Here is a 17188-nt window from a genome sequence, read left to right on the forward strand (position 1 = left end):
CCCGCCTGAGTGCGGGGGCTGTCATTTACAACTTGGCGATGGACACTTCGGTGGACTTCACAAAGGCAATCACTTCACTGCCTACTTTCAATTCCAGGTCACGCACCGAACGGGTGGTGATCACCGATGTGACGATGCCGGACGCGGTCTGCACGTCGATTTCCGACACCACTTCCCCTTGCAGGATTTCCTTGATCACGCCCTTGAACTGGTTGCGCACATTGATGGCTTTAATGGTCATGTCGGCTTTCCTTCAGGCTGTTGGGTCAATCCGCACGAATGCGCAGGCCCTCAAAATGCGCCATCGACGAACATATTAAAAGGAATATATATCTCTTTATTTATTCTTTATTGATATATAAAAGCTGTTGCACCATAAACAGCTGATCAACAGTTTGCCCTCTCCCACCACAGCCCTTCCCCCTCGAAGCCCCCGTGATTACGCGTCCGAAGCCAATGGCACAGAGACTGCATATTCTTTAAAAGCATGATGGAGCATGCGGTTTTATTTTTCTGAATATAAGAAAAGCCTTCTCTCAACGCCTTGCCGGAGCTGTTCCATGAACCCCCTCACCCAACGTCTATTGGGCGCCTGCGCCCTTGCCCTGTGCCTGCAACCGCTGGCCCACGCCACCGAAACCGATCCAGTCGAAGTCAACCTGGACTACGCCTACTACTCGCCTGTCAGCCTGGTGCTCAAGCATTTCGGCTGGCTCGAACAAGCCTTGCCGGACTCCAAAGTGGGCTGGGTATTGAGCCAGGGCAGTAACCGGTCCCTGGAATACCTCAACAGTGGCGGCGTGGATTTCGCTTCTTCGGCCAGCCTGTCCGCGGTACTGAGCCGCGCCAACGGCAGCCCGATCAAGTCGGTGTACGTCTACAGCCGCGCCGAATGGACCGCCCTGGTGGTGCGCAAGGATTCACCGCTCAACAGCGTCAGCGACCTCAAGGGCAAGAAAATCGCCGCCACCAAAGGCACCGACCCGTACCTGTTCACCTTGCGCAGCCTGCAAAAGGCCGGGCTGAAAAAGGACGACGTGGAGCTGGTGCACCTGCAACACCCGGACGGCCGCACCGCCTTGGAAAAAGGTGACGTGGATGCCTGGGCCGGTCTCGACCCGCACATGGCCGCCAGTCAAATCCAGGCTGGTTCGCGCCTGCTGTACCGCAACAAGGACTTCAACAGCTACGGTGTGGTGAGCGTCACCGAGAAGTTCGCCAAGGCTCATCCGCAAACCATCACCAAGGTCATCGGCGCCTATGAAAAGGCCCGGGACTGGGCGGTCAAGCACCCTGATGAATTTGCCAGGCTGCTGGCCGACGAGTCCGGCCTGCCGTTGGAAGTGGCCAGGCTGCAACTCTCGCGTACCGACCTGAGCACGCCGTTCTTGAGCAGCAAGGACGTGGTGTCGTCCAAGGCCGCCGCACCGATCCTGGTGTCCGAAGAGTTGGTGCGCAAAGGCGTGAATGTGGACCAGGTGATCGACCAGTTGATCGACACTTCGTTCGGCCACTGAGGAGCACGTGATGACCAGCAAAACCCAAGCAGTGCCTCTTGCCACGCCCTTGGCGATCAATCGCAGTGCCTGGCCGAGGCGCCTCAAGGGCCTGGTGTTGCCGGTGCTGATCCTGCTGGTGCTGGAGGTAGTGGTTCGGGTGGGCTGGCTGCCGTCCTACCAGATGCCGGCGCCCAGCGAAATTGCGCTGACCCTCACCGACCTGGCCGAAGGCGCACTGTGGAAACACATCAGCGCCAGCCTCGGCCGGGTAGTGCTGGGGTTCGTCATTGGTGCCAGCCTGGCGTTGGTGTTTGCCGCCTGGGTGGGGTTGAGCCGTGAAGCCGAGGCCTATCTGGAACCGACCTTCGCCGGCTTGCGCTCGATCCCCAGCCTGGCCTGGGTGCCGCTGTTGCTGCTGTGGTTGGGCATCGACGAAACCTCGAAGATCGTACTGATCGCAATCGGCGCGTTTTTCCCGGTGTACCTCAACGGCGTGGCGGCCATCCGCGACATCGACCGCAAGCTGGTGGAAGTCGGGCAGATGTACGGTTTCAGTCGGCGGCGCCTGGTGCGTCGTATCCTGTTGCCGGCCGCCCTGCCCGGCCTGTTCACCGGGTTGCGCAGCGGCTTGAGCCTGGCGTGGATGTTTCTGGTGGCAGCCGAGTTGATCGCGGCCACCAAAGGCTTGGGTTACCTGCTCAGCGATGGGCGGGAGACCTCGCGGCCGGACATCGTGCTGGCGGCGATCATCGTGTTGGCGCTGCTGGGCAAGGTCAGCGATGGCCTGCTCGCCGCGCTGGAAAAGCGTTGCCTGGCCTGGCGCGACACCTTCCAGGGAGCAGGGCAATGAGCGTGCGAGCGTTGTTGGATATTCATGTAGCGCGCAAGCGTTTCGCCGACACCACCGTGCTGAAAGACGTGCGCCTGGCCCTGCAACCTCGCGAAGCCGTGAGCCTGCTGGGGCCCAGTGGCTGCGGCAAAAGCACCTTGCTGCGCATTGTCGCCGGCCTGGAACAGGACTTCCAGGGCGAACTGCGCAGCCCCGACGGCGAAGTCGCCTTTGTGTTCCAGGAACCCCGACTGATGCCCTGGCTCACGGTGGAACAGAACATCGGTTTCAGCGACGACAACCATTACGACAGGGCCTGGGTCACGCAACTGATAGAGGAAGTCGGCCTCAAGGGCTTTGCCCAGGCGTTGCCCAAGGCATTGTCCGGCGGCATGGCGCAGCGAGTGGCCATCGCACGCGGTTTGTACTCACGCCCACAGGTATTGCTGCTGGATGAACCGTTCAGCGCGGTGGACGCGTTTACCCGCATGAAGCTGCAGGACCTGCTGCTGCAACTGGCCGAACACCATGCCATCGCCTTGTTGCTGGTGACCCATGATGTCGACGAGGCGTTATATTTGAGTGATCGGGTGCTGGTGATGGATAACCGGCCGAGCAGCATTCGCCAGGCGCTTGCAGTGGAATTGCCACACCCCAGGGACCGGCGTGATCCGCGGCTGGCGCAACTGAAGGCGCTGTCACTGACGGCGTTGCAGCAGGCACACGTGATCTAGGCGATCTTGCGCAAGGTCACCCAGTACCGCGTCCGCGCCTGCACCTCGAGCCCCAGGGTCTGGGCCAGCAGGTTGAGGATGCGGTCAGTGTCGTCCAGGCGAAAACTGCCGGTCACTCGCAATGTTTCCAGGCTCGGATCCCAGCGCAACACACCGGGACGATAACGTTCCAACTCCCGTAAAAAGTCGCCCAGTGTCTGGTTCTGTGCGGTCAGCACGCCGTCGCGCCAGCCCGGTTGCAACACATCGAACGGAGCCCAGGCGCCGAGCCCGTCGGCTTGCAGCGAGGCTTGCCGACCACCCGGCAACGTCACCATTTGCCCGTTCAAGTCGCGTACCTGAACCGAGCCCTGGAGCACCGACACCAGACAACCCTTGGCCATCTGACGGACACACACCTCAGCCTGGCTGACCCGCAACTCGCCATAGCGGGTCTGCACCGTCATCGCCGATGGCCCTGGCACATTCAGCGCCAGCTCACCGTCCACCAGTGTGATGCGCCGCTGTGCAAGGTCCATGTCCACCGCTGTCGCCGTGTTGAGCTGCAAGCTGCCGCCATCGGCCAGGGACATGCGCCTGCGCTCGCCGGTGGCGGTGTGCAGGTCGGCGCGCCACGCCTCGATGGGCAACTGGCGGCTGACCAGCCAGGCCGTCGGCACCAAGGCTGCGATACCCAATGCACGCTTGAGCACCGCGCGCCGCCCCGGTTGCGGACGGTCGAGGCTGGCCATCGCCAGGGCCTGGGGCAAGTCACTGAAACGCTGGCGCAGGGTCTGGGCTTTTTGCCAGGTCTGCTCGTGCTGGGGGTGGCTGTCTCGCCAGTGCTGCAACGCGGCGTGGTCACGCTCGGTGGCCGCGCCGGATTCGAGCAGCGCCAGCCATTGGGCAGCGGCGCGGGCGACGTCACGGCTCACAGGTCCACCAGCAGGCAATGTTCGTAGGCCTGGGCCATGTAGCGTTTGACCGTGCGCTCAGACACCTCGAGCCGATCGGCGATGTCCCGATAGCCCAGGCCTTCCAGCTGGCTCCACAGGAAGGCACGGCGCACCAGCACCGGCAAGCCATCGAGCAACTCGTCCAGGGCTTGCAGGGTCTCGAGCACCAGCCAGCGCTGTTCGGGCGATGGCACGCAGGCTTCCGGCAGGCTCGCCAGGGCGTTCAAATAGGCCTGCTCAAGGCTGCGTCGCTGATGGAAATTGACCAGCAGGCGTTTGCCGACGGTCACCAGATAAGCACGCGGCTCCTGCATCTGCGCAATCGGCTGGGCGCTGGCGAGTACGCGCAGGAACGTATCCTGGCTCAGGTCGGCAGCATCCCAGGCATTGCCCAGGCGCCGGCGCAGCCAGCTTTCCAGCCAGCTGCGATGGTCGCGGTACAGGCTCGACAAGGTCAGTTCGGGGGCGTGGGTCGGAACAACAGCATCATTCATGGCAAGCGACCTGCGCGGCGCGAGTGAGTCTCAAATGAGATTCATTCTATTTAATATCGCGCTGACTGACCATGATCTTTTCAACACTGTGTTTATAGGGAGGCTTCAGCATCGAACACCTGCCCACGCCCCACCACACTCCCCGGCTTGAGCACCGCACCCGGCGCCAACACCCCATTGGCGCCGATACGGCACTGGTCGCCGAGCAACGCGCCAAACTTGTCGCAACCGGTACGCTGCAAAGTGCCGTCGACCCGCACTCGCACCTCCTTGTCATCACGCTCGTTACGGTAGTTGGCGACGATGCTTCCCGCCTCCAGGTTGATGCCGTGCCCCAGCACCGAATCACCGACGAAATTGAAGTGCGCCAGCTTGCTGCCGCTGAACATGAAGGAGGTCTTCAACTCGGCACCCGGGCCGATGATGCAGTGTTCCTCCAGCCAGCAGCCTCCGCGCAGCAGCGAACCGCTGGCGATAAAGCAATGGGCGCCGATGATCAGGGGTGGCTTGAGCAGCGCGCCCGGTTCGACGGTGGCGGTACGGTGGATGGCGATCTCATCCTGGATGACGTACTGGTCTACCGGCAGTTCGGCCAGGAGTTGGCGAACAACGGCAGGCGCCTGGGCGGCCAGCGCCCAGGGCGCGAGGTCGGCCCAGGGTGCAAGAGGAGAGTGGGAGAAATCTGAAATATAGTCGGTGAGGCGGATCAATGTTGAATCCTCCGGCGGTCAGAGAAGTGCAAAACGCTAACATGCGCACACCAGGCTTTACTGTTTGTCTTGTTATGGATATTTTATCCAGATCAGTCAATGAGGTCCGTCCCATGCCATTGCCGACTTACCAAGATGTCGTCGCCGCCGCCCAACGCCTTGACGGTGTCGCCCATCACACCCCTGTGTTCACCTCGCGCACCCTCGACGCACTGACCGGCGCCCAAGTGTTCATCAAGTGCGAAAACCTGCAACGCGCCGGTTCCTTCAAGTTCCGGGGTGCGTTCAATGCCCTGTCGCAGTTCGATGCACAGCAGCGCAAGGCCGGGGTGGTGGCGTTCTCGTCCGGCAACCACGCCCAGGGCATTGCCCTGGCGGCGCAGTTGCTGGGCATGCCGGCAACCATCGTGATGCCCAGCGATGCGCCGGCGGCCAAGGTCGCGGCGACCCGTGGCTACGGCGCCAGTGTGGTGCTGTATGACCGCTTCACCGAAGACCGCGAACAGATCGGCCGCGACCTGGCCACCGAGCAGGGCCTGACCCTGATCCCGCCCTACGACCACCCGCATATCCTTGCCGGGCAAGGCACCGCCGCCAAGGAACTGCTGGAGTTCACCGGCCCGCTGGATGGATTGTTCGTTGGCCTGGGTGGTGGCGGCATGCTCTCGGGCACGGCGTTGTCGACCCGTGCCCTGGCGCCGGATTGCCAGCTGTACGGCGTGGAACCCGAAGCCGGCAATGACGGCCAGCGCTCGTTCCGCAGCGGCAGCATCGTGCACATCGATACGCCGGCGACCATTGCCGATGGTGCCCAGACCCAGCACCTGGGCAACTGCACCTTCCCGATCATCCGCGACCAGGTCAATGACATCCTCACCGTGTCGGATGCCGAGTTGGTCGGCGCCATGAAGTTCTTTATGCAACGCATGAAAATGGTGGTCGAGCCCACTGGCTGCCTGGGCTTGGCCGCGTTGCTCAACGAGGGTGAACGTTTCAAGGGCCAGCGCGTGGGCATTATCGTCACCGGTGGCAACGTCGATATCGAAAAGTACGCGGCCCTGCTCTGCGAGGCCTCATGAACATCATCCAGACCGCCCATGCGGCACAGCCTGCCGGCCATTACTCGCAAGCCATCCGCCACGGCGACACGCTGTATATCTCCGGCCAATTGCCGGTGAGCCCGGATGGGCGGCACAACCTGGCAGCGTCATTTGCCGAACAGGCACGAATTGCCCTGGATAATCTATTGGCCATCCTCAACGCCGCCGGCGGAACCGCGCAGGACCTGGTGAAGGTCACCGTGTACGTAGCCGGCGTCGAGCATTGGCCGGCCTTCGATGGCCTTTATGCTGCCGCGCTGGGCGAGCACCGCCCTGCCCGTGCGGTGGTGCCGGTGCCGGAGTTGCACCACGGTTACCTGATCGAGATCGAGGCCATGGCGCGCTACTTGGCGTAGGTGTAGACCGCCGCACGCGACACGCCCAGATGGGACGCCACCGTTTCCATGGCCCGGCGGATGTCCAGGCACCCCGAGTCCTTGAGTTCCTGCATCAGCACACGCCGGTCGGCCGTCTTCAGCGCGCGCGGAGTGGTGGCCAGGCGTGCGGCGAACTGGTCGATGCGCGCACGGATCACGTCGGCGCCGGAAGGGTCCAGGGACTCGATGAGCTTGTCGCCGCTGACCGAGCCGAATTGTTCGAGCATGCCTTGCAAGCCCCGGAACAACGAGAGGTCGACGTTCATGCACAAGGCCGCGACGTACTCGCCGCCGGCGCCCTTTATGCCGATCGACGTGCTCTTGACCTGGCGGCCGTCGCTGAACTGGTTCTGGTAGTTGGCGATGACTTGCGGGTAGTCGGGGTCGGCAATGCGCGCCAGGCCCAGCTCGGTGGTCGGGTCGCCCGGTGCACGCCCGGACAAGTTGTTGTGGATGGCCAGGATCGAGTGCCGGGGGTCGCGCAAGTCGTGCAGGACCACTTCGCAGAAGGGGCTGAAGGTCTTGCTCAGGCCTTCGGCGATCTGTTCGAGCTGGCTGATCAAGTGAGTATCGTCGGGAGAGGTGGTTTTCATGCAAGACAACATATCCAGTCCTGGACAGGGCGTCAATTTACCCCCTGCCCCTCAGTGTGGCGCCCGTACCCGAGGCGTGCGGTCAGAGACCACGCTGGCGCAACCACTGCAGAAAGCCTTTCTTGACAGGCACCACCGGTGCCTCTTGCGTCAGCGCCTGCGCGGCGTGCACACGGAAATCCAGCAAGGCCTTCATCGCTTCGCCGATGTCGTGGCGCGCATCCAGGCACGGCTTCAAGTATTCCTTCTCGATGCGGTACAGGGTGCAGAACGTCTTGGCCGAGAAATCCGCCAGCGTCGCCTGGTCCGACAGGATCCCGGCCTCGCCGATCACCTCACCCGGCCCCATGCGCCCGGCTTCGAATTTGTGCCCGCCCTTGGTCAGCATCACCGAGACCACACCGGACTCAACGATGAACAAATGATCGCTGACCTCCCCGGCCGGCAGGATCATCTCGCCGGCGCGATAGGTGTGCAGGGTCATGTTCTGGCTGAAGGTGTCTTTCTCTTCCTGGCGCAGGGTGGAAAAAATCGACGAACGCTCCAATAAAGCGCGCGCTGCGGACATGGCCGGTGGCGCGCTGCTTTCAGTGGCCGACAGCACGCCGACGCCCGCCGCCTGCAGATGCCGGAAAGCCAGGTCGTAAAGCTGGTTGCGCACTTCGCGCTTGAGGGCCATGGCCGGTACGAATCCGCTGATTTCATACTCGACGCCACCACTGGCCGACGTCTTGAACGCCACACTTGGCGCCGGCGTGCCCAGCAGCGGCCGACACCCTTGCATCGCCCGCTCCAGGGCTTCGATCACCGTTTGCGGCCGCGCATGGGGGCTGACCTGCAGGCTGACCGCCAGGCCGAACATGTCCGCCGGGCGCGAGAAATTGATGATCTTGGCCTTGGCCGCCAGGGAGTTGGGAATCACCGCCATGCTGCCCTGGGAGGTTTGCAGGCGCGTGGCGCGCCAATCGATGTCCGTCACCCGGCCTTCGGTGCCGTCGATGGAGATCCAGTCATCGATTTGATAAGGCTTGGTGGTGTTGAGGACGATCCCGGAGAACACGTCACTCAAGGTACTTTGCAGCGCCAGGCCGACAATGATCGCTACCGCGCCGGAGGTGGCGAGCACACCCTTGACCGGCAAGTCGAGCACGTAGGCCATGGCGGCAATGATCGCGATCAGGAAGATCACCGCCCCCATCAGGTCCTGCAACAGGCGGCCGGTATGCCCGACCCGCTGCATCATGAGCGTGCCGAGCAACACCGTCAGCGTACGCGCCGCGAACAGCCACCAGCCGATCTGCAAGGCCGTGGCGGCCAGGTGCAAGGCGGTGTTGTCCGCATAGGGCGCCAGTTGCATGGGGTTCATGCCATCGTTGAACAGCACCGCGCTGAACACCGCAAAGATCACCAACCGCGCCGCCAGCTTCCAGTTGGCGAGGTTGGCGGAAATCAGGCGCCACACGGCGATGTCGATCAAGATCAGCGCCAGGGCGCACAGCATCGGGTGATCAGCGATAAATGAGGGCATCCAGGCGACTCCAGGGCGAATGCCGTGAAGATCGCATGAAATGCCGCGCCAGGGTATAGCGGGTGTGCTTACATCTGCCCGAAACGACCCGACTGAAAGTCCACGAACGCCTGGTGAATCTCCTGCTCGGTATTCATCACAAACGGCCCGTGCCCGACGATCGGCTCGTCAATCGGCTCACCGCTGAGCAGCAGCACCTTGGCGTCATCATTGGACTCCAGTGTCAGTTGGCTACCCTCGCGCTCGAACAACGCCAATTGCCCCTGCCGCGCAACTTGCTCGCCATTGACCAGTACCGTGCCGCGCAGGATCACCAGGGCGGTGTTGCGCCCTTCGTGCAGGTCCAGGGTGACGGGCTTGCCGGGGTTCAGGCGCAGGTCCCACACGTCAATCGGCGTAAAGGTACGGGCCGGGCCCTGGGTGCCGGCAAACTCACCGGCAATCAGGCGCAGTTGCCCGGCGTCGTCGGCCAAGGGCAGTACCGGGATGTCGCCATCCACAATCGTCTGGTAACCGGCATCGGCCATTTTGTCCTTGGCCGGCAGGTTGACCCACAGTTGCACCATCTCCAGCGCGCCGCCCTGGCGGGCGAAGGCGGCGGAGTGGAACTCTTCGTGGAGGATGCCTTTGGCAGCGGTCATCCATTGCACGTCGCCGGGGCCGATGGTGCCGCCGGCACCCGTGGAATCGCGGTGTTCGACTTCGCCGTCGTAGACGATGGTCACGGTTTCAAAGCCGCGATGGGGGTGCTGGCCGACGCCGCGACGTTGCTCGGTCGGGGTGAAATCGGCCGGGCCGGCGTGGTCCAGCAACAGGAATGGGCTGATGTGCTTGCCCATGGCGTCGTAGGAAAACAACGTGCGCACCGGGAAGCCGTCGCCGACCCAATGGGCGCGGGGGCTGGTGTAGATGCCGATAAGCTTTTTCATGGTGTACCTCCAAAGTGCATACACCATAAGGCTGCTGGCGGTTGAGCACTAGCCGGCAAAAGCAGCCCTGTTCGTCCTACGTATAGGACAATCCCTTGGCCTGACGTTGCCGCAGCAGGTGAAACGCCACGAACGCCGTCAGCGCGAAGCTGGCCTGGATGATGATCATCGGCGCGGCACTGCCGTCCCGCAACTGGCTCAACAAGACACCGCTGCAGGTGGCGCCGAACATCTGCGCAAACCCCATCAGTCCCGCCGCCAGGCCTGCACGATGCGCATTGGGCATTACCCCACCGGTCACCGCACCCGGCAACACCAGGCCACCGCCCAGGGTGACCAGCGCAATCGGGATGTCCAGGCCGAGCACCGACAGGCCGAACAGTTCATAAATGACCACGGCCGACACCCCGCCGGCGGCGACCATCGTCACGCCCATCGCCACAATCCGCTGAGGCCCCAGACGCATGATGTTGCGGCGGGTATAGGTGGACCCCACGATCAGCATCGATACGATCAGGCCGAAATTGATGCCGTACTCCAGGCTGCTGAAGCCCAGCAGGTTGATGAACACCGCCGACGAACCGGCGATTACCGCAAACATGGCGCCATAGGTGCACGCCAATGCCACGGCGAACGCCCGGTACTGGCGCCCCTTGAGCAGGTCCAGGTATTGCCCGCCGAGGGTACGCCAGTGACCGGCCTTGGGGTCTAGGTAGTGGTTGCTCTCGCGAAAGAACAGCAACGCCAGCAACAGCACCACGCTGCCAATCGCCAGCGCCAGGAGGATCGGCGCGTGCCAGCCGAACAGATTGATCAGCAGGCCACCGACCATCGGCGCCACCACGATGGCGTAGAGCATGCCGATCATGGTCAGCGCCAGGGCCGGCCCGGCTTCGGCCTTCCACACATCCCGCACCACCGTGCGCGCCAGCACCAGCGCAGCACAGGCGCCCAGGCCTTGCAGCACGCGGGCGGCAATGAACTGGTGGATGTCGTGGACCAGCAGCATCGACAAGGTTGCCAGCACGTACAGCACCAGGCCGCCGATCAGCACCGGGCGCCGGCCAATACGGTCCGACAGCGGGCCGAACAACAGTTGCCCAAGGCCGAAAGCGGCGACAAATGCCGAGAGCGCCATCAGTGCCGAACCCGCCGGCGCCGCCAGCGCCTGCTCGATGGCGCCCAGGCCGGGAATGATCAATTGGGTCGAGACCTCACCCAGTGCCGTCAGGGCCACCAGTAAAAACAGCAGGCTTCGCGATGGGAGCGGGGCGTTTGTCATGGGGAGCATCCGGGGGCTGGATTAATTTATATTTCGACCATAATATGCGTAAAAAATTATGTCCATAATTTTTTGCCCAATGGTTACCCCGGAGCCCGCCATGCACCCTCTCCCCCTGCGTCTTCTCACGCCCCTGGCCCTGTTGATCGTCCTCAATGGCTGCAACAGCAAGGCCGACACCGCCGCCGAAGTTCCTCAACCTCGCCCTGTCCTGGCCGCCAAAGTCGAAGCGGCCGGCACCCAGCAAAGCGCCTATACCGGCGTGGTCGCGGCGCGTACCGAAAGCGACCTGGGGTTCCGGGTCGGCGGCAAGGTCATCGAACGCAAGGTCGACCCCGGCCAGCATGTGTCCCGTGGTGACACCCTGCTGGTGCTGGATATCGGCGACTTCGAACTGGCCCTGCGCTCGGCAAAAAACCGCGTCAGCGCCGCCCAGGCACAATTGCGCCAACGCCGTGACGACGAAAACCGCTATCAGCGCCTGGCCAGCACCGGCGCCGTGTCGCGGCAGATCTTCGACCAATCGGCAACCAACCTGCGCGTGGCCGAAGCCGAACTGGCCGCGGCGCAATCCGACGCCAGCCAGATCGAAAACCGCCGCACCTACTCGGTGCTCAAGGCCGATGGCGACGGCATCATCACCGATGTGCGGGCAGACCGCGGCCAGGTGGTCGCCGAAGGACAGATCGTCGCGCGCCTGGCCCACGACGGTGCCCGTGAAGCTATCGTCAACCTGCCGGAAAACCAACGCGAACAAGCCTCGCAGAAAGCCCTGGCCTTCGCCTTCGGCGCCCCGGACCAGGCGGTGACCGCCACCTTGCGCGAACTGTCCGCCAGCGCTGACCCGACCACCCGCACCTACCGCGCCCGCTACGTATTGCATGGCGCCGTCGATCGCTTCGCCCTCGGCTCGACCATCACCGTGCGCCTGCAAGGCAACGGCCAGGCCCAGCAAACCCGCGTACCCATCGGCGCCTTGCAGGATGCCGGGCAAGGCCCCGGTGTCTGGGTAATCGGCACAGACGACAAGGTCAGTTTCGCCCCGGTGAAAGTCGCCAGCCTCGGCCAGGAAGACGCGCTGCTCGACAGTGGTGTAACCCCCGGTCAAATCGTCGTCGCCCTGGGTGCGCACCTGCTGCACGACGGTGACGCCGTACGCCTGCTGCCCGCCCAGGTCCTGGCCCTCAACCGCAAACAGGACAACTGAGCATGCGTGGTATCAACCTCTCTGAACTGGCGGTCAAGCACCGTGCGGTCACGTTGTTCCTGATCATTGCGATCCTGGCCGCCGGGGTGTTCTCGTTTGGCAAGCTCGGTCGCGCCGAAGACCCGTCCTTCACCGTCAAGGTGATGACCATCACTGCCGCCTGGCCCGGCGCCACCGCCCAGGAAATGCAGGAGCAAGTGGCCGACCGCCTGGAAAAACGCCTGCAGGAACTGGACTACTACGACCGCGTCGAGACCATCGCCCAGCCGGGTTTCGTGTCGATGCGCATGACGTACAAGGAGTCCACGCGGCCCAGCGAAATCCAGGACCTGTTCTACCAGACCCGAAAAAAACTCAGCGATGAAGCCGCCAGACTGCCCAAGGGCGTGAGCGGGCCGTTCTTCAACGATGAATATTCCGATGTGTATTTTGCGCTGTACGCCCTGGAGGCCGAACACCTGCCCCATCGACAGCAGGTGCAGATGGCTGAGGAACTGCGCCAGGGTTTCCTCAACCTGCCAGGGGTGAAGAAGGTCAATATCCTCGGCGAGCAGGCGCAACGGGTGTTCGTGGAGTTTTCCTATGAGCGCCTGGCGACCCTGGGCATCAAGCCGGATCAGATTTTCTCGGCGTTGGCCGCGCAGAACGCCGTGGCGCCGTCGGGCTTTGTCGAGACCGCCGGCGCCCGTGCCTACATCCGTATCGACGGCGCGTTCGACAGCCTGTCACTGATCGAAAACGTGCCGCTGGAAGTCAACGGCCGCGTGCTGCGCATCGCCGATGTGGCCACCGTCAGCCGAGGTTATGAAGACCCGCCCAGCTACCGCATCCGCCACCAGGGCGACCCGGCGCTGATGCTCGGCGTGATTATGGAGAAACACTGGAACGGCCTGGAACTGGACAAGAGCCTCAAGGCCCAGGAAGCCAGAATCCAGGCCGACCTGCCGCTCGGGGTCAACTTCGCCAAAGTCTCCGACCAGGCGAAAAACATCAGCCTGGCGGTCAACGAGTTCATGCTCAAGTTCTTCGTTGCCCTCGCCGTGGTGATGGTCATCAGCCTGTTGGCCTTGGGCTTTCGTGTCGGCCTGGTGGTGGCCGCTGCGGTGCCGCTGACCTTGTCGGTGGTGTTTGTGATCATGCTGCTGACCGGGCGTGAATTCGACCGCATTACCCTGGGCGCGCTGATTATTTCCCTGGGGTTGTTGGTGGATGACGCGATCATCGCCATCGAGATGATGGTGGTGAAACTGGAGGAAGGTTTCGACCGCATCCACGCCGCCACCTTTGCCTGGAGCTCCACGGCGGCGCCGATGCTCACTGGCACGCTGGTGACCATCATCGGCTTTCTACCGGTGGGTTTTGCGCGCTCCGGCGCCGGGGAATATGCCGGCAATATCTTCTGGATCGTCGGTTTTGCGCTGATTTCATCCTGGCTGGTGGCGGTGGTGTTCACACCTTACCTGGGCGTGAAGCTGCTACCGCAGATCAAGCCGGTGCCCGGCGGGCATGACGCAATCTACGCCGGGCGCTACTACCAGAAACTGCGCACGCTGGTGGAGGCCTGTGTGCACAGGCGCTGGCTGGTGACCGGGCTAGTGGTAGCGGCGTTTGTGCTGTGCGGGCTGGGCATGGGTGTGGTGAAGAAGCAGTTCTTTCCCAACTCCGACCGTTCCGAACTGATTCTTGAGGTGTACATGCCGCCAGGCAGCGCCTTTAAAAGTACCGAAGCGGTAGCCGCACAGTTGGAAAAAGCCCTGCTGCAAGAGCCGCAAACCACGATGGTCGACACCTATGTGGGCGGCGGTGCGCCACGCTTTTTCCTGTCGCTGAACCCTGAACTGCCGGACCCGGCGTTTGCCAAGCTGATCGTGCAGACCCCGGACTCCCATGCCCGCGATGCATTGAAACTGCGCATGCGCGAGCGGATTGCGGCCGGAGAGTTCCCGGCGGCGCGGGTGCGCGTCACGCAGTTGCTGTTCGGCCCGCCTGTGCCGTTCCCGGTGGTGTTCCGTGTGTCCGGCCCGAATGTGGATGTGCTGCGTGGCGTGTCCGAAGCCGTGCGCAAAGTCGTCGCCGCCAACAAGTTGACCAAGGATGCCTTCCTCGATTGGGGCGAGCGCACCAGCGGCTATCGCCTGGTGCTGGATCAGGACCGCCTGCGTTTGCTGGGCTTCACCCCCAACGAGGTCAAATCCCAGCTCAACGCCCTGCTCAGCGGCAATCCCATCACCGAAGTGCGCGAAGGCAACCGTACCGTCTCCGTGGTCGCTCGCGCCCAGGGCAGCCAGCGCGAAGACCTCGGCAACCTCAACAACATGACCCTCACCAACAGCGCCGGCACCTCCGTGCCGCTGGCCCAGGTCGGGCATTTCCAGGCGGTGATGGAAGAACCGATCCTCAAGCGCCGCAACCGCGCGACCACCGTCGAAGTGCGCGCCGACATCATCGACGGCGTGCAACCGCCCGACGTGGAAATGGCCGTGTACAAAGACCTGCAGCCGCTGATTGCCACACTGCCCGCCGGTTACCAGATCGACATCGGCGGCCCGGTGGAAGAAAGCGCCAAGGCCAACGTCGCCCTGGCCGCGCTGTTCCCGATCATGATCCTGCTGACCCTCACGGTGATCATGTTCCAGGTGCGCTCGTTCGGCGTGATGTTCATGGTCTTCGCCACGGCGCCGCTGGGCCTGATCGGTGCGGTGCCGACCTTGCTGCTGTTCAACCAGCCGTTCGGGTTCAACGCAATCCTGGGCTTGATCGGGATTGGCGGGATACTGATGCGCAACACGCTGATCTTTACCGACCAGATTCGCCAGAACCAGGACCACGGCATGGCCATTCGCGAGGCAATCATCGAAGCCACCGTGCGGCGTGCACGGCCGGTGATCCTGACCGCGCTGGCGGCGGCGCTGGCGTTTATTCCGCTGACGTTGTCGGTGTTCTGGTCGTCCCTGGCCTACGTGCTGATCGGTGGGGTGCTGGTGGGCACCGTGTTGACGCTGTTGTTCTTGCCGGCGCTGTGCAGCCTGGTGCTGGGGCGGGAGAAGACGAGAGTTGTCGAAACGTCCCACGTAAGCGCCGGATAAGCTCTACTCCCCTCCCCTGAAAAGGTCCGCAAAGTCCCTCGCCTGACTACACAGTGCGAGGGATTGCAGATGGACTTTCTGGTTGTTGGAGCTGTTTCTTGAACCCGGCCATTGGCAGGCTGGCCCTGACCCCAATGGATGTGAAGACGGTCGATATCGAGCGCGTCTTTCGCGATTTCCGGGAATGCCTGAATACCTTTGACGCGTGGGCTTCAAGCTTTTGGAGCGTTTCGGCGCTGGATGTCGAGCAAGTCTTCAAGGTCGGGGATGAAGTGGCGCTGGTCGCGCCGATCAACCGTTCTCTTTACCCAAGCACCACCGTTGCGACTTGCCAGGCCAACGGCAAGCTGACCCTGGTGCACCTGTTCCAAAGCACGCGATTTGTACCCATCGGCAACACGCCGGTGATGGTGCAGCGTGTCGACCCCAACGGCGGCCCACTGGGCGAGCCGATCCACACGACCATCGGCCCCAGCGGCATCCTCGAAATCGACCAGTGTGAGCGCGACCAGCAATACCGGGTCAGCTTCTATCCCAACGTTTCCGAGGATCACCTCAAGGCGCTGTATGCGTCTTATCAATCGGTGATTGATGGGTTGGAAGTTCGCCTGCGCGAAGAGTGGAAAAACACCTTCGAAGCCCAGTGGAAAGACTACACAGACGCCAGCCCGCTTGATCAACGCAGGCTGCTGGAGAAGGCGTTTCTTCATGGCATGGGTAAGGCGTTCTACAGCCTTTGGGACAATTTCACACAACTGTACGACCTGCTGGCGGACCTCAAGAGCAACAGCCAGAAGTTGCTGCAATACGTCTCCCAGACCGAACTGGATGACCTGCTGAAACTGGGCAAGGACGCCATCGCCCATGGCCTGCTGGTGCTCTGCGACGAGCCGCTGATGTTTATCTACCTGTCGGCGATCTGCAGTTGGATACGGATGTTGCCGCCGCAAGCGATGAGCGAGGTGATGGGGGAAATCACCGGCGACGTGTTGATCGCTTTGCTGTTGGTGAGGGTTGCGGGAGCCATGGGCGTGACCGTGCGCCTGGGTGCCCAAGTGATGAGTCACATCAAGCCTGGCCGGGCTCGCCAGTGGCTGGAGATGCTCGCGGACCAGTTGGTCGGGCCTCGGTTGGAGGCGCATGTCGAGGCGGCCAGGCCGTTGCTGCTGGGTAGCTCCGCGACGCCGATCCGGGTGATTCCGAATGCGCCGTTGAAGGCTGGGGATCAGGTGGTTTCCAACGCGGTGCCGGTGGTGCGCAGCAAGTCCCAGCGAACCGTGTTAGTTCAGCAAGAGCATGTGGATGACGTGCCGGCTGTTGCGAAGAATCCGGCTGGGGATGCTGCCGCCTCTTCGGACAAGACCGCCACCAACGGCTGCCCGGTGTCGATGGTCACCGGCGAGGAACTCCTGACCCTCACCGATGGGACGCTGGACGGGATCTTGCCGTTTGAGTGGACGCGGTTGTATCGCACCAGTGCGGTGGAAGTGGATGTCGGGCTGGGGTTTGGCTGGAGTCACGCGCTGGCGCATCGGCTGGTGGTTGTGGGTGATGCGGTGGTGTGGACCGATCATGAAAACCGCTCCACCACCCTGCCCTTGCCGTCGACTTCTCGCCCCGCAATCACCAACAGTCTGGCCGAAGCCGCAATCTATTTGGGTGCTGTGCCTGATGAACTGGTGCTGGCCCAAGCGTCACGTTTCTACCACTTCCGCGACGGTGTGCTGACAGCAATCAGCGACGCGTATGACAACCGCCTGCGCATTACCCGGGATTTTCTGGGGCGTGTTGAGCGGGTGGATAACGGCGTCGGGCGCTCGTTGTGGTTGCGCTATGTGTCGGGCCGCATCGTGGCGGTGGATTACCAGATTCATCGCGTTGTGGA

At 62.8% G+C, this 17188-nt stretch carries 16 protein-coding genes; 8 read left to right on the forward strand and 8 right to left on the reverse strand.

Translation table 11 applies throughout. The features are described from left to right. Positions 1 to 25: 25 nt before the first annotated feature. Positions 26 to 241: a TOBE domain-containing protein gene (locus tag AC3WP7_RS13275; RefSeq protein ID WP_060752785.1), complete on the reverse strand. Its 216-nt coding sequence runs from the start codon at positions 239 to 241 to the stop codon at positions 26 to 28. A 319-nt stretch (positions 242 to 560) separates the two neighbouring features. Here AC3WP7_RS13275 and AC3WP7_RS13280 point away from each other — a divergent pair, with 319 nt between their 5' ends. From AC3WP7_RS13280 to AC3WP7_RS13290, 3 genes are read left to right on the forward strand one after another with little or no spacing between them, the layout of a single operon-like run. Further along, a complete protein-coding gene (locus tag AC3WP7_RS13280; RefSeq protein ID WP_102593275.1) occupies positions 561 to 1517 on the forward strand; it encodes an aliphatic sulfonate ABC transporter substrate-binding protein in 957 nt (318 codons plus the stop codon). 10 nt (positions 1518 to 1527) lie between these two features. Next, entirely contained in the window at positions 1528 to 2349 is an 822-nt protein-coding gene (locus AC3WP7_RS13285) for an ABC transporter permease (RefSeq protein WP_092250254.1), read from the forward strand. Further along, on the forward strand, positions 2346 to 3062 hold the full coding sequence (locus tag AC3WP7_RS13290) for an ABC transporter ATP-binding protein (RefSeq protein ID WP_092250256.1): 717 nt from the start codon (positions 2346 to 2348) through the stop codon (positions 3060 to 3062). Before AC3WP7_RS13285 ends, AC3WP7_RS13290 begins: the two co-directional genes overlap by 4 nt. Here AC3WP7_RS13290 and AC3WP7_RS13295 read toward each other — a convergent pair. From AC3WP7_RS13295 to AC3WP7_RS13305, 3 genes are all read right to left on the reverse strand, one after another. Then, positions 3059 to 3976 (reverse strand): FecR domain-containing protein, encoded by a 918-nt coding sequence (locus AC3WP7_RS13295; RefSeq protein ID WP_102593274.1) that lies wholly within the window; start codon positions 3974 to 3976, stop codon positions 3059 to 3061. The genes AC3WP7_RS13290 and AC3WP7_RS13295 overlap by 4 nt on opposite strands. After that, positions 3973 to 4491 (reverse strand): sigma-70 family RNA polymerase sigma factor, encoded by a 519-nt coding sequence (locus AC3WP7_RS13300; RefSeq protein ID WP_102593273.1) that lies wholly within the window; start codon positions 4489 to 4491, stop codon positions 3973 to 3975. The genes AC3WP7_RS13295 and AC3WP7_RS13300 overlap by 4 nt, the downstream gene beginning before the upstream one ends. A 92-nt stretch (positions 4492 to 4583) precedes the next feature. Beyond that, positions 4584 to 5201: an LbetaH domain-containing protein gene (locus AC3WP7_RS13305; protein ID WP_102593272.1), complete on the reverse strand. Its 618-nt coding sequence runs from the start codon at positions 5199 to 5201 to the stop codon at positions 4584 to 4586. A gap of 113 nt (positions 5202 to 5314) precedes the next feature. On the opposite strand from AC3WP7_RS13305, the gene AC3WP7_RS13310 reads away from it, so the two are divergent. Together AC3WP7_RS13310 and AC3WP7_RS13315 are read left to right on the forward strand one after the other, a co-directional pair. Then, positions 5315 to 6280 carry a threo-3-hydroxy-L-aspartate ammonia-lyase gene (locus AC3WP7_RS13310; protein WP_102593271.1) on the forward strand — a complete coding sequence of 322 codons (966 nt, stop codon included), beginning with the start codon at positions 5315 to 5317 and terminating at the stop codon, positions 6278 to 6280. Continuing rightward, positions 6277 to 6657: a RidA family protein gene (locus AC3WP7_RS13315; RefSeq protein ID WP_071489547.1), complete on the forward strand. Its 381-nt coding sequence runs from the start codon at positions 6277 to 6279 to the stop codon at positions 6655 to 6657. Before AC3WP7_RS13310 ends, AC3WP7_RS13315 begins: the two co-directional genes overlap by 4 nt. On the opposite strand, the gene AC3WP7_RS13320 is transcribed toward AC3WP7_RS13315, so the two are convergent. The 4 genes from AC3WP7_RS13320 to AC3WP7_RS13335 all read right to left on the reverse strand — a co-directional run bounded on the left by AC3WP7_RS13320 (position 6645) and on the right by AC3WP7_RS13335 (position 11010). Beyond that, the gene (locus AC3WP7_RS13320; RefSeq protein WP_071489548.1) at positions 6645 to 7271 is read right to left on the reverse strand and encodes a helix-turn-helix transcriptional regulator; all 627 of its coding nucleotides are present in this window, start codon (positions 7269 to 7271) and stop codon (positions 6645 to 6647) included. The genes AC3WP7_RS13315 and AC3WP7_RS13320 overlap by 13 nt on opposite strands. A gap of 82 nt (positions 7272 to 7353) precedes the next feature. Then, positions 7354 to 8799, reverse strand: a complete 1446-nt coding sequence (locus AC3WP7_RS13325; protein WP_092250268.1) for a mechanosensitive ion channel family protein — start codon at positions 8797 to 8799, stop codon at positions 7354 to 7356. Positions 8800 to 8867: 68 nt separating this feature from the next. Beyond that, on the reverse strand, positions 8868 to 9728 hold the full coding sequence (locus tag AC3WP7_RS13330; RefSeq protein WP_071489550.1) for a pirin family protein: 861 nt from the start codon (positions 9726 to 9728) through the stop codon (positions 8868 to 8870). A 76-nt stretch (positions 9729 to 9804) separates the two neighbouring features. Further along, positions 9805 to 11010 carry a multidrug effflux MFS transporter gene (locus AC3WP7_RS13335; RefSeq protein ID WP_093120918.1) on the reverse strand — a complete coding sequence of 402 codons (1206 nt, stop codon included), beginning with the start codon at positions 11008 to 11010 and terminating at the stop codon, positions 9805 to 9807. A gap of 100 nt (positions 11011 to 11110) precedes the next feature. Between AC3WP7_RS13335 and AC3WP7_RS13340 the strand changes: the two genes are divergently transcribed. From AC3WP7_RS13340 to AC3WP7_RS13350, 3 genes are all read left to right on the forward strand, one after another. After that, complete coding sequence (locus AC3WP7_RS13340; protein ID WP_102593291.1) at positions 11111 to 12217, forward strand: efflux RND transporter periplasmic adaptor subunit; 1107 nt, start codon at positions 11111 to 11113, stop codon at positions 12215 to 12217. Between the two features lie 2 nt (positions 12218 to 12219). Further along, positions 12220 to 15303: an efflux RND transporter permease subunit gene (locus tag AC3WP7_RS13345; protein WP_092250272.1), complete on the forward strand. Its 3084-nt coding sequence runs from the start codon at positions 12220 to 12222 to the stop codon at positions 15301 to 15303. 98 nt (positions 15304 to 15401) lie between these two features. Further along, a partial coding sequence (locus AC3WP7_RS13350; protein ID WP_492599328.1) for a DUF6531 domain-containing protein occupies positions 15402 to 17188 on the forward strand: 1787 nt, incomplete at its 3' end.

It is taken from the genome of Pseudomonas sp. FW305-3-2-15-C-LB1 (assembly GCF_058787615.1).

What these genes read in the sequence shown, in the direction of transcription:
- AC3WP7_RS13290 (WP_092250256.1), top strand. Translation starts at nt 2,346, where the DNA reads ATGAGCGTGCGAGCGTTGTTGGATATTCATGTAGCGCGCAAGCGTTTC.
- AC3WP7_RS13315 (WP_071489547.1), top strand. Translation starts at nt 6,277, where the DNA reads ATGAACATCATCCAGACCGCCCATGCGGCACAGCCTGCCGGCCATTAC.
- AC3WP7_RS13280 (WP_102593275.1), top strand. Translation starts at nt 561, where the DNA reads ATGAACCCCCTCACCCAACGTCTATTGGGCGCCTGCGCCCTTGCCCTG.
- AC3WP7_RS13340 (WP_102593291.1), top strand. Translation starts at nt 11,111, where the DNA reads ATGCACCCTCTCCCCCTGCGTCTTCTCACGCCCCTGGCCCTGTTGATC.
- AC3WP7_RS13320 (WP_071489548.1), bottom strand. Translation starts at nt 7,271, where the DNA reads ATGAAAACCACCTCTCCCGACGATACTCACTTGATCAGCCAGCTCGAA.
- AC3WP7_RS13275 (WP_060752785.1), bottom strand. Translation starts at nt 241, where the DNA reads ATGACCATTAAAGCCATCAATGTGCGCAACCAGTTCAAGGGCGTGATC.
- AC3WP7_RS13335 (WP_093120918.1), bottom strand. Translation starts at nt 11,010, where the DNA reads ATGACAAACGCCCCGCTCCCATCGCGAAGCCTGCTGTTTTTACTGGTG.
- AC3WP7_RS13310 (WP_102593271.1), top strand. Translation starts at nt 5,315, where the DNA reads ATGCCATTGCCGACTTACCAAGATGTCGTCGCCGCCGCCCAACGCCTT.
- AC3WP7_RS13285 (WP_092250254.1), top strand. Translation starts at nt 1,528, where the DNA reads ATGACCAGCAAAACCCAAGCAGTGCCTCTTGCCACGCCCTTGGCGATC.
- AC3WP7_RS13330 (WP_071489550.1), bottom strand. Translation starts at nt 9,728, where the DNA reads ATGAAAAAGCTTATCGGCATCTACACCAGCCCCCGCGCCCATTGGGTC.
- AC3WP7_RS13300 (WP_102593273.1), bottom strand. Translation starts at nt 4,491, where the DNA reads ATGAATGATGCTGTTGTTCCGACCCACGCCCCCGAACTGACCTTGTCG.
- AC3WP7_RS13325 (WP_092250268.1), bottom strand. Translation starts at nt 8,799, where the DNA reads ATGCCCTCATTTATCGCTGATCACCCGATGCTGTGCGCCCTGGCGCTG.
- AC3WP7_RS13345 (WP_092250272.1), top strand. Translation starts at nt 12,220, where the DNA reads ATGCGTGGTATCAACCTCTCTGAACTGGCGGTCAAGCACCGTGCGGTC.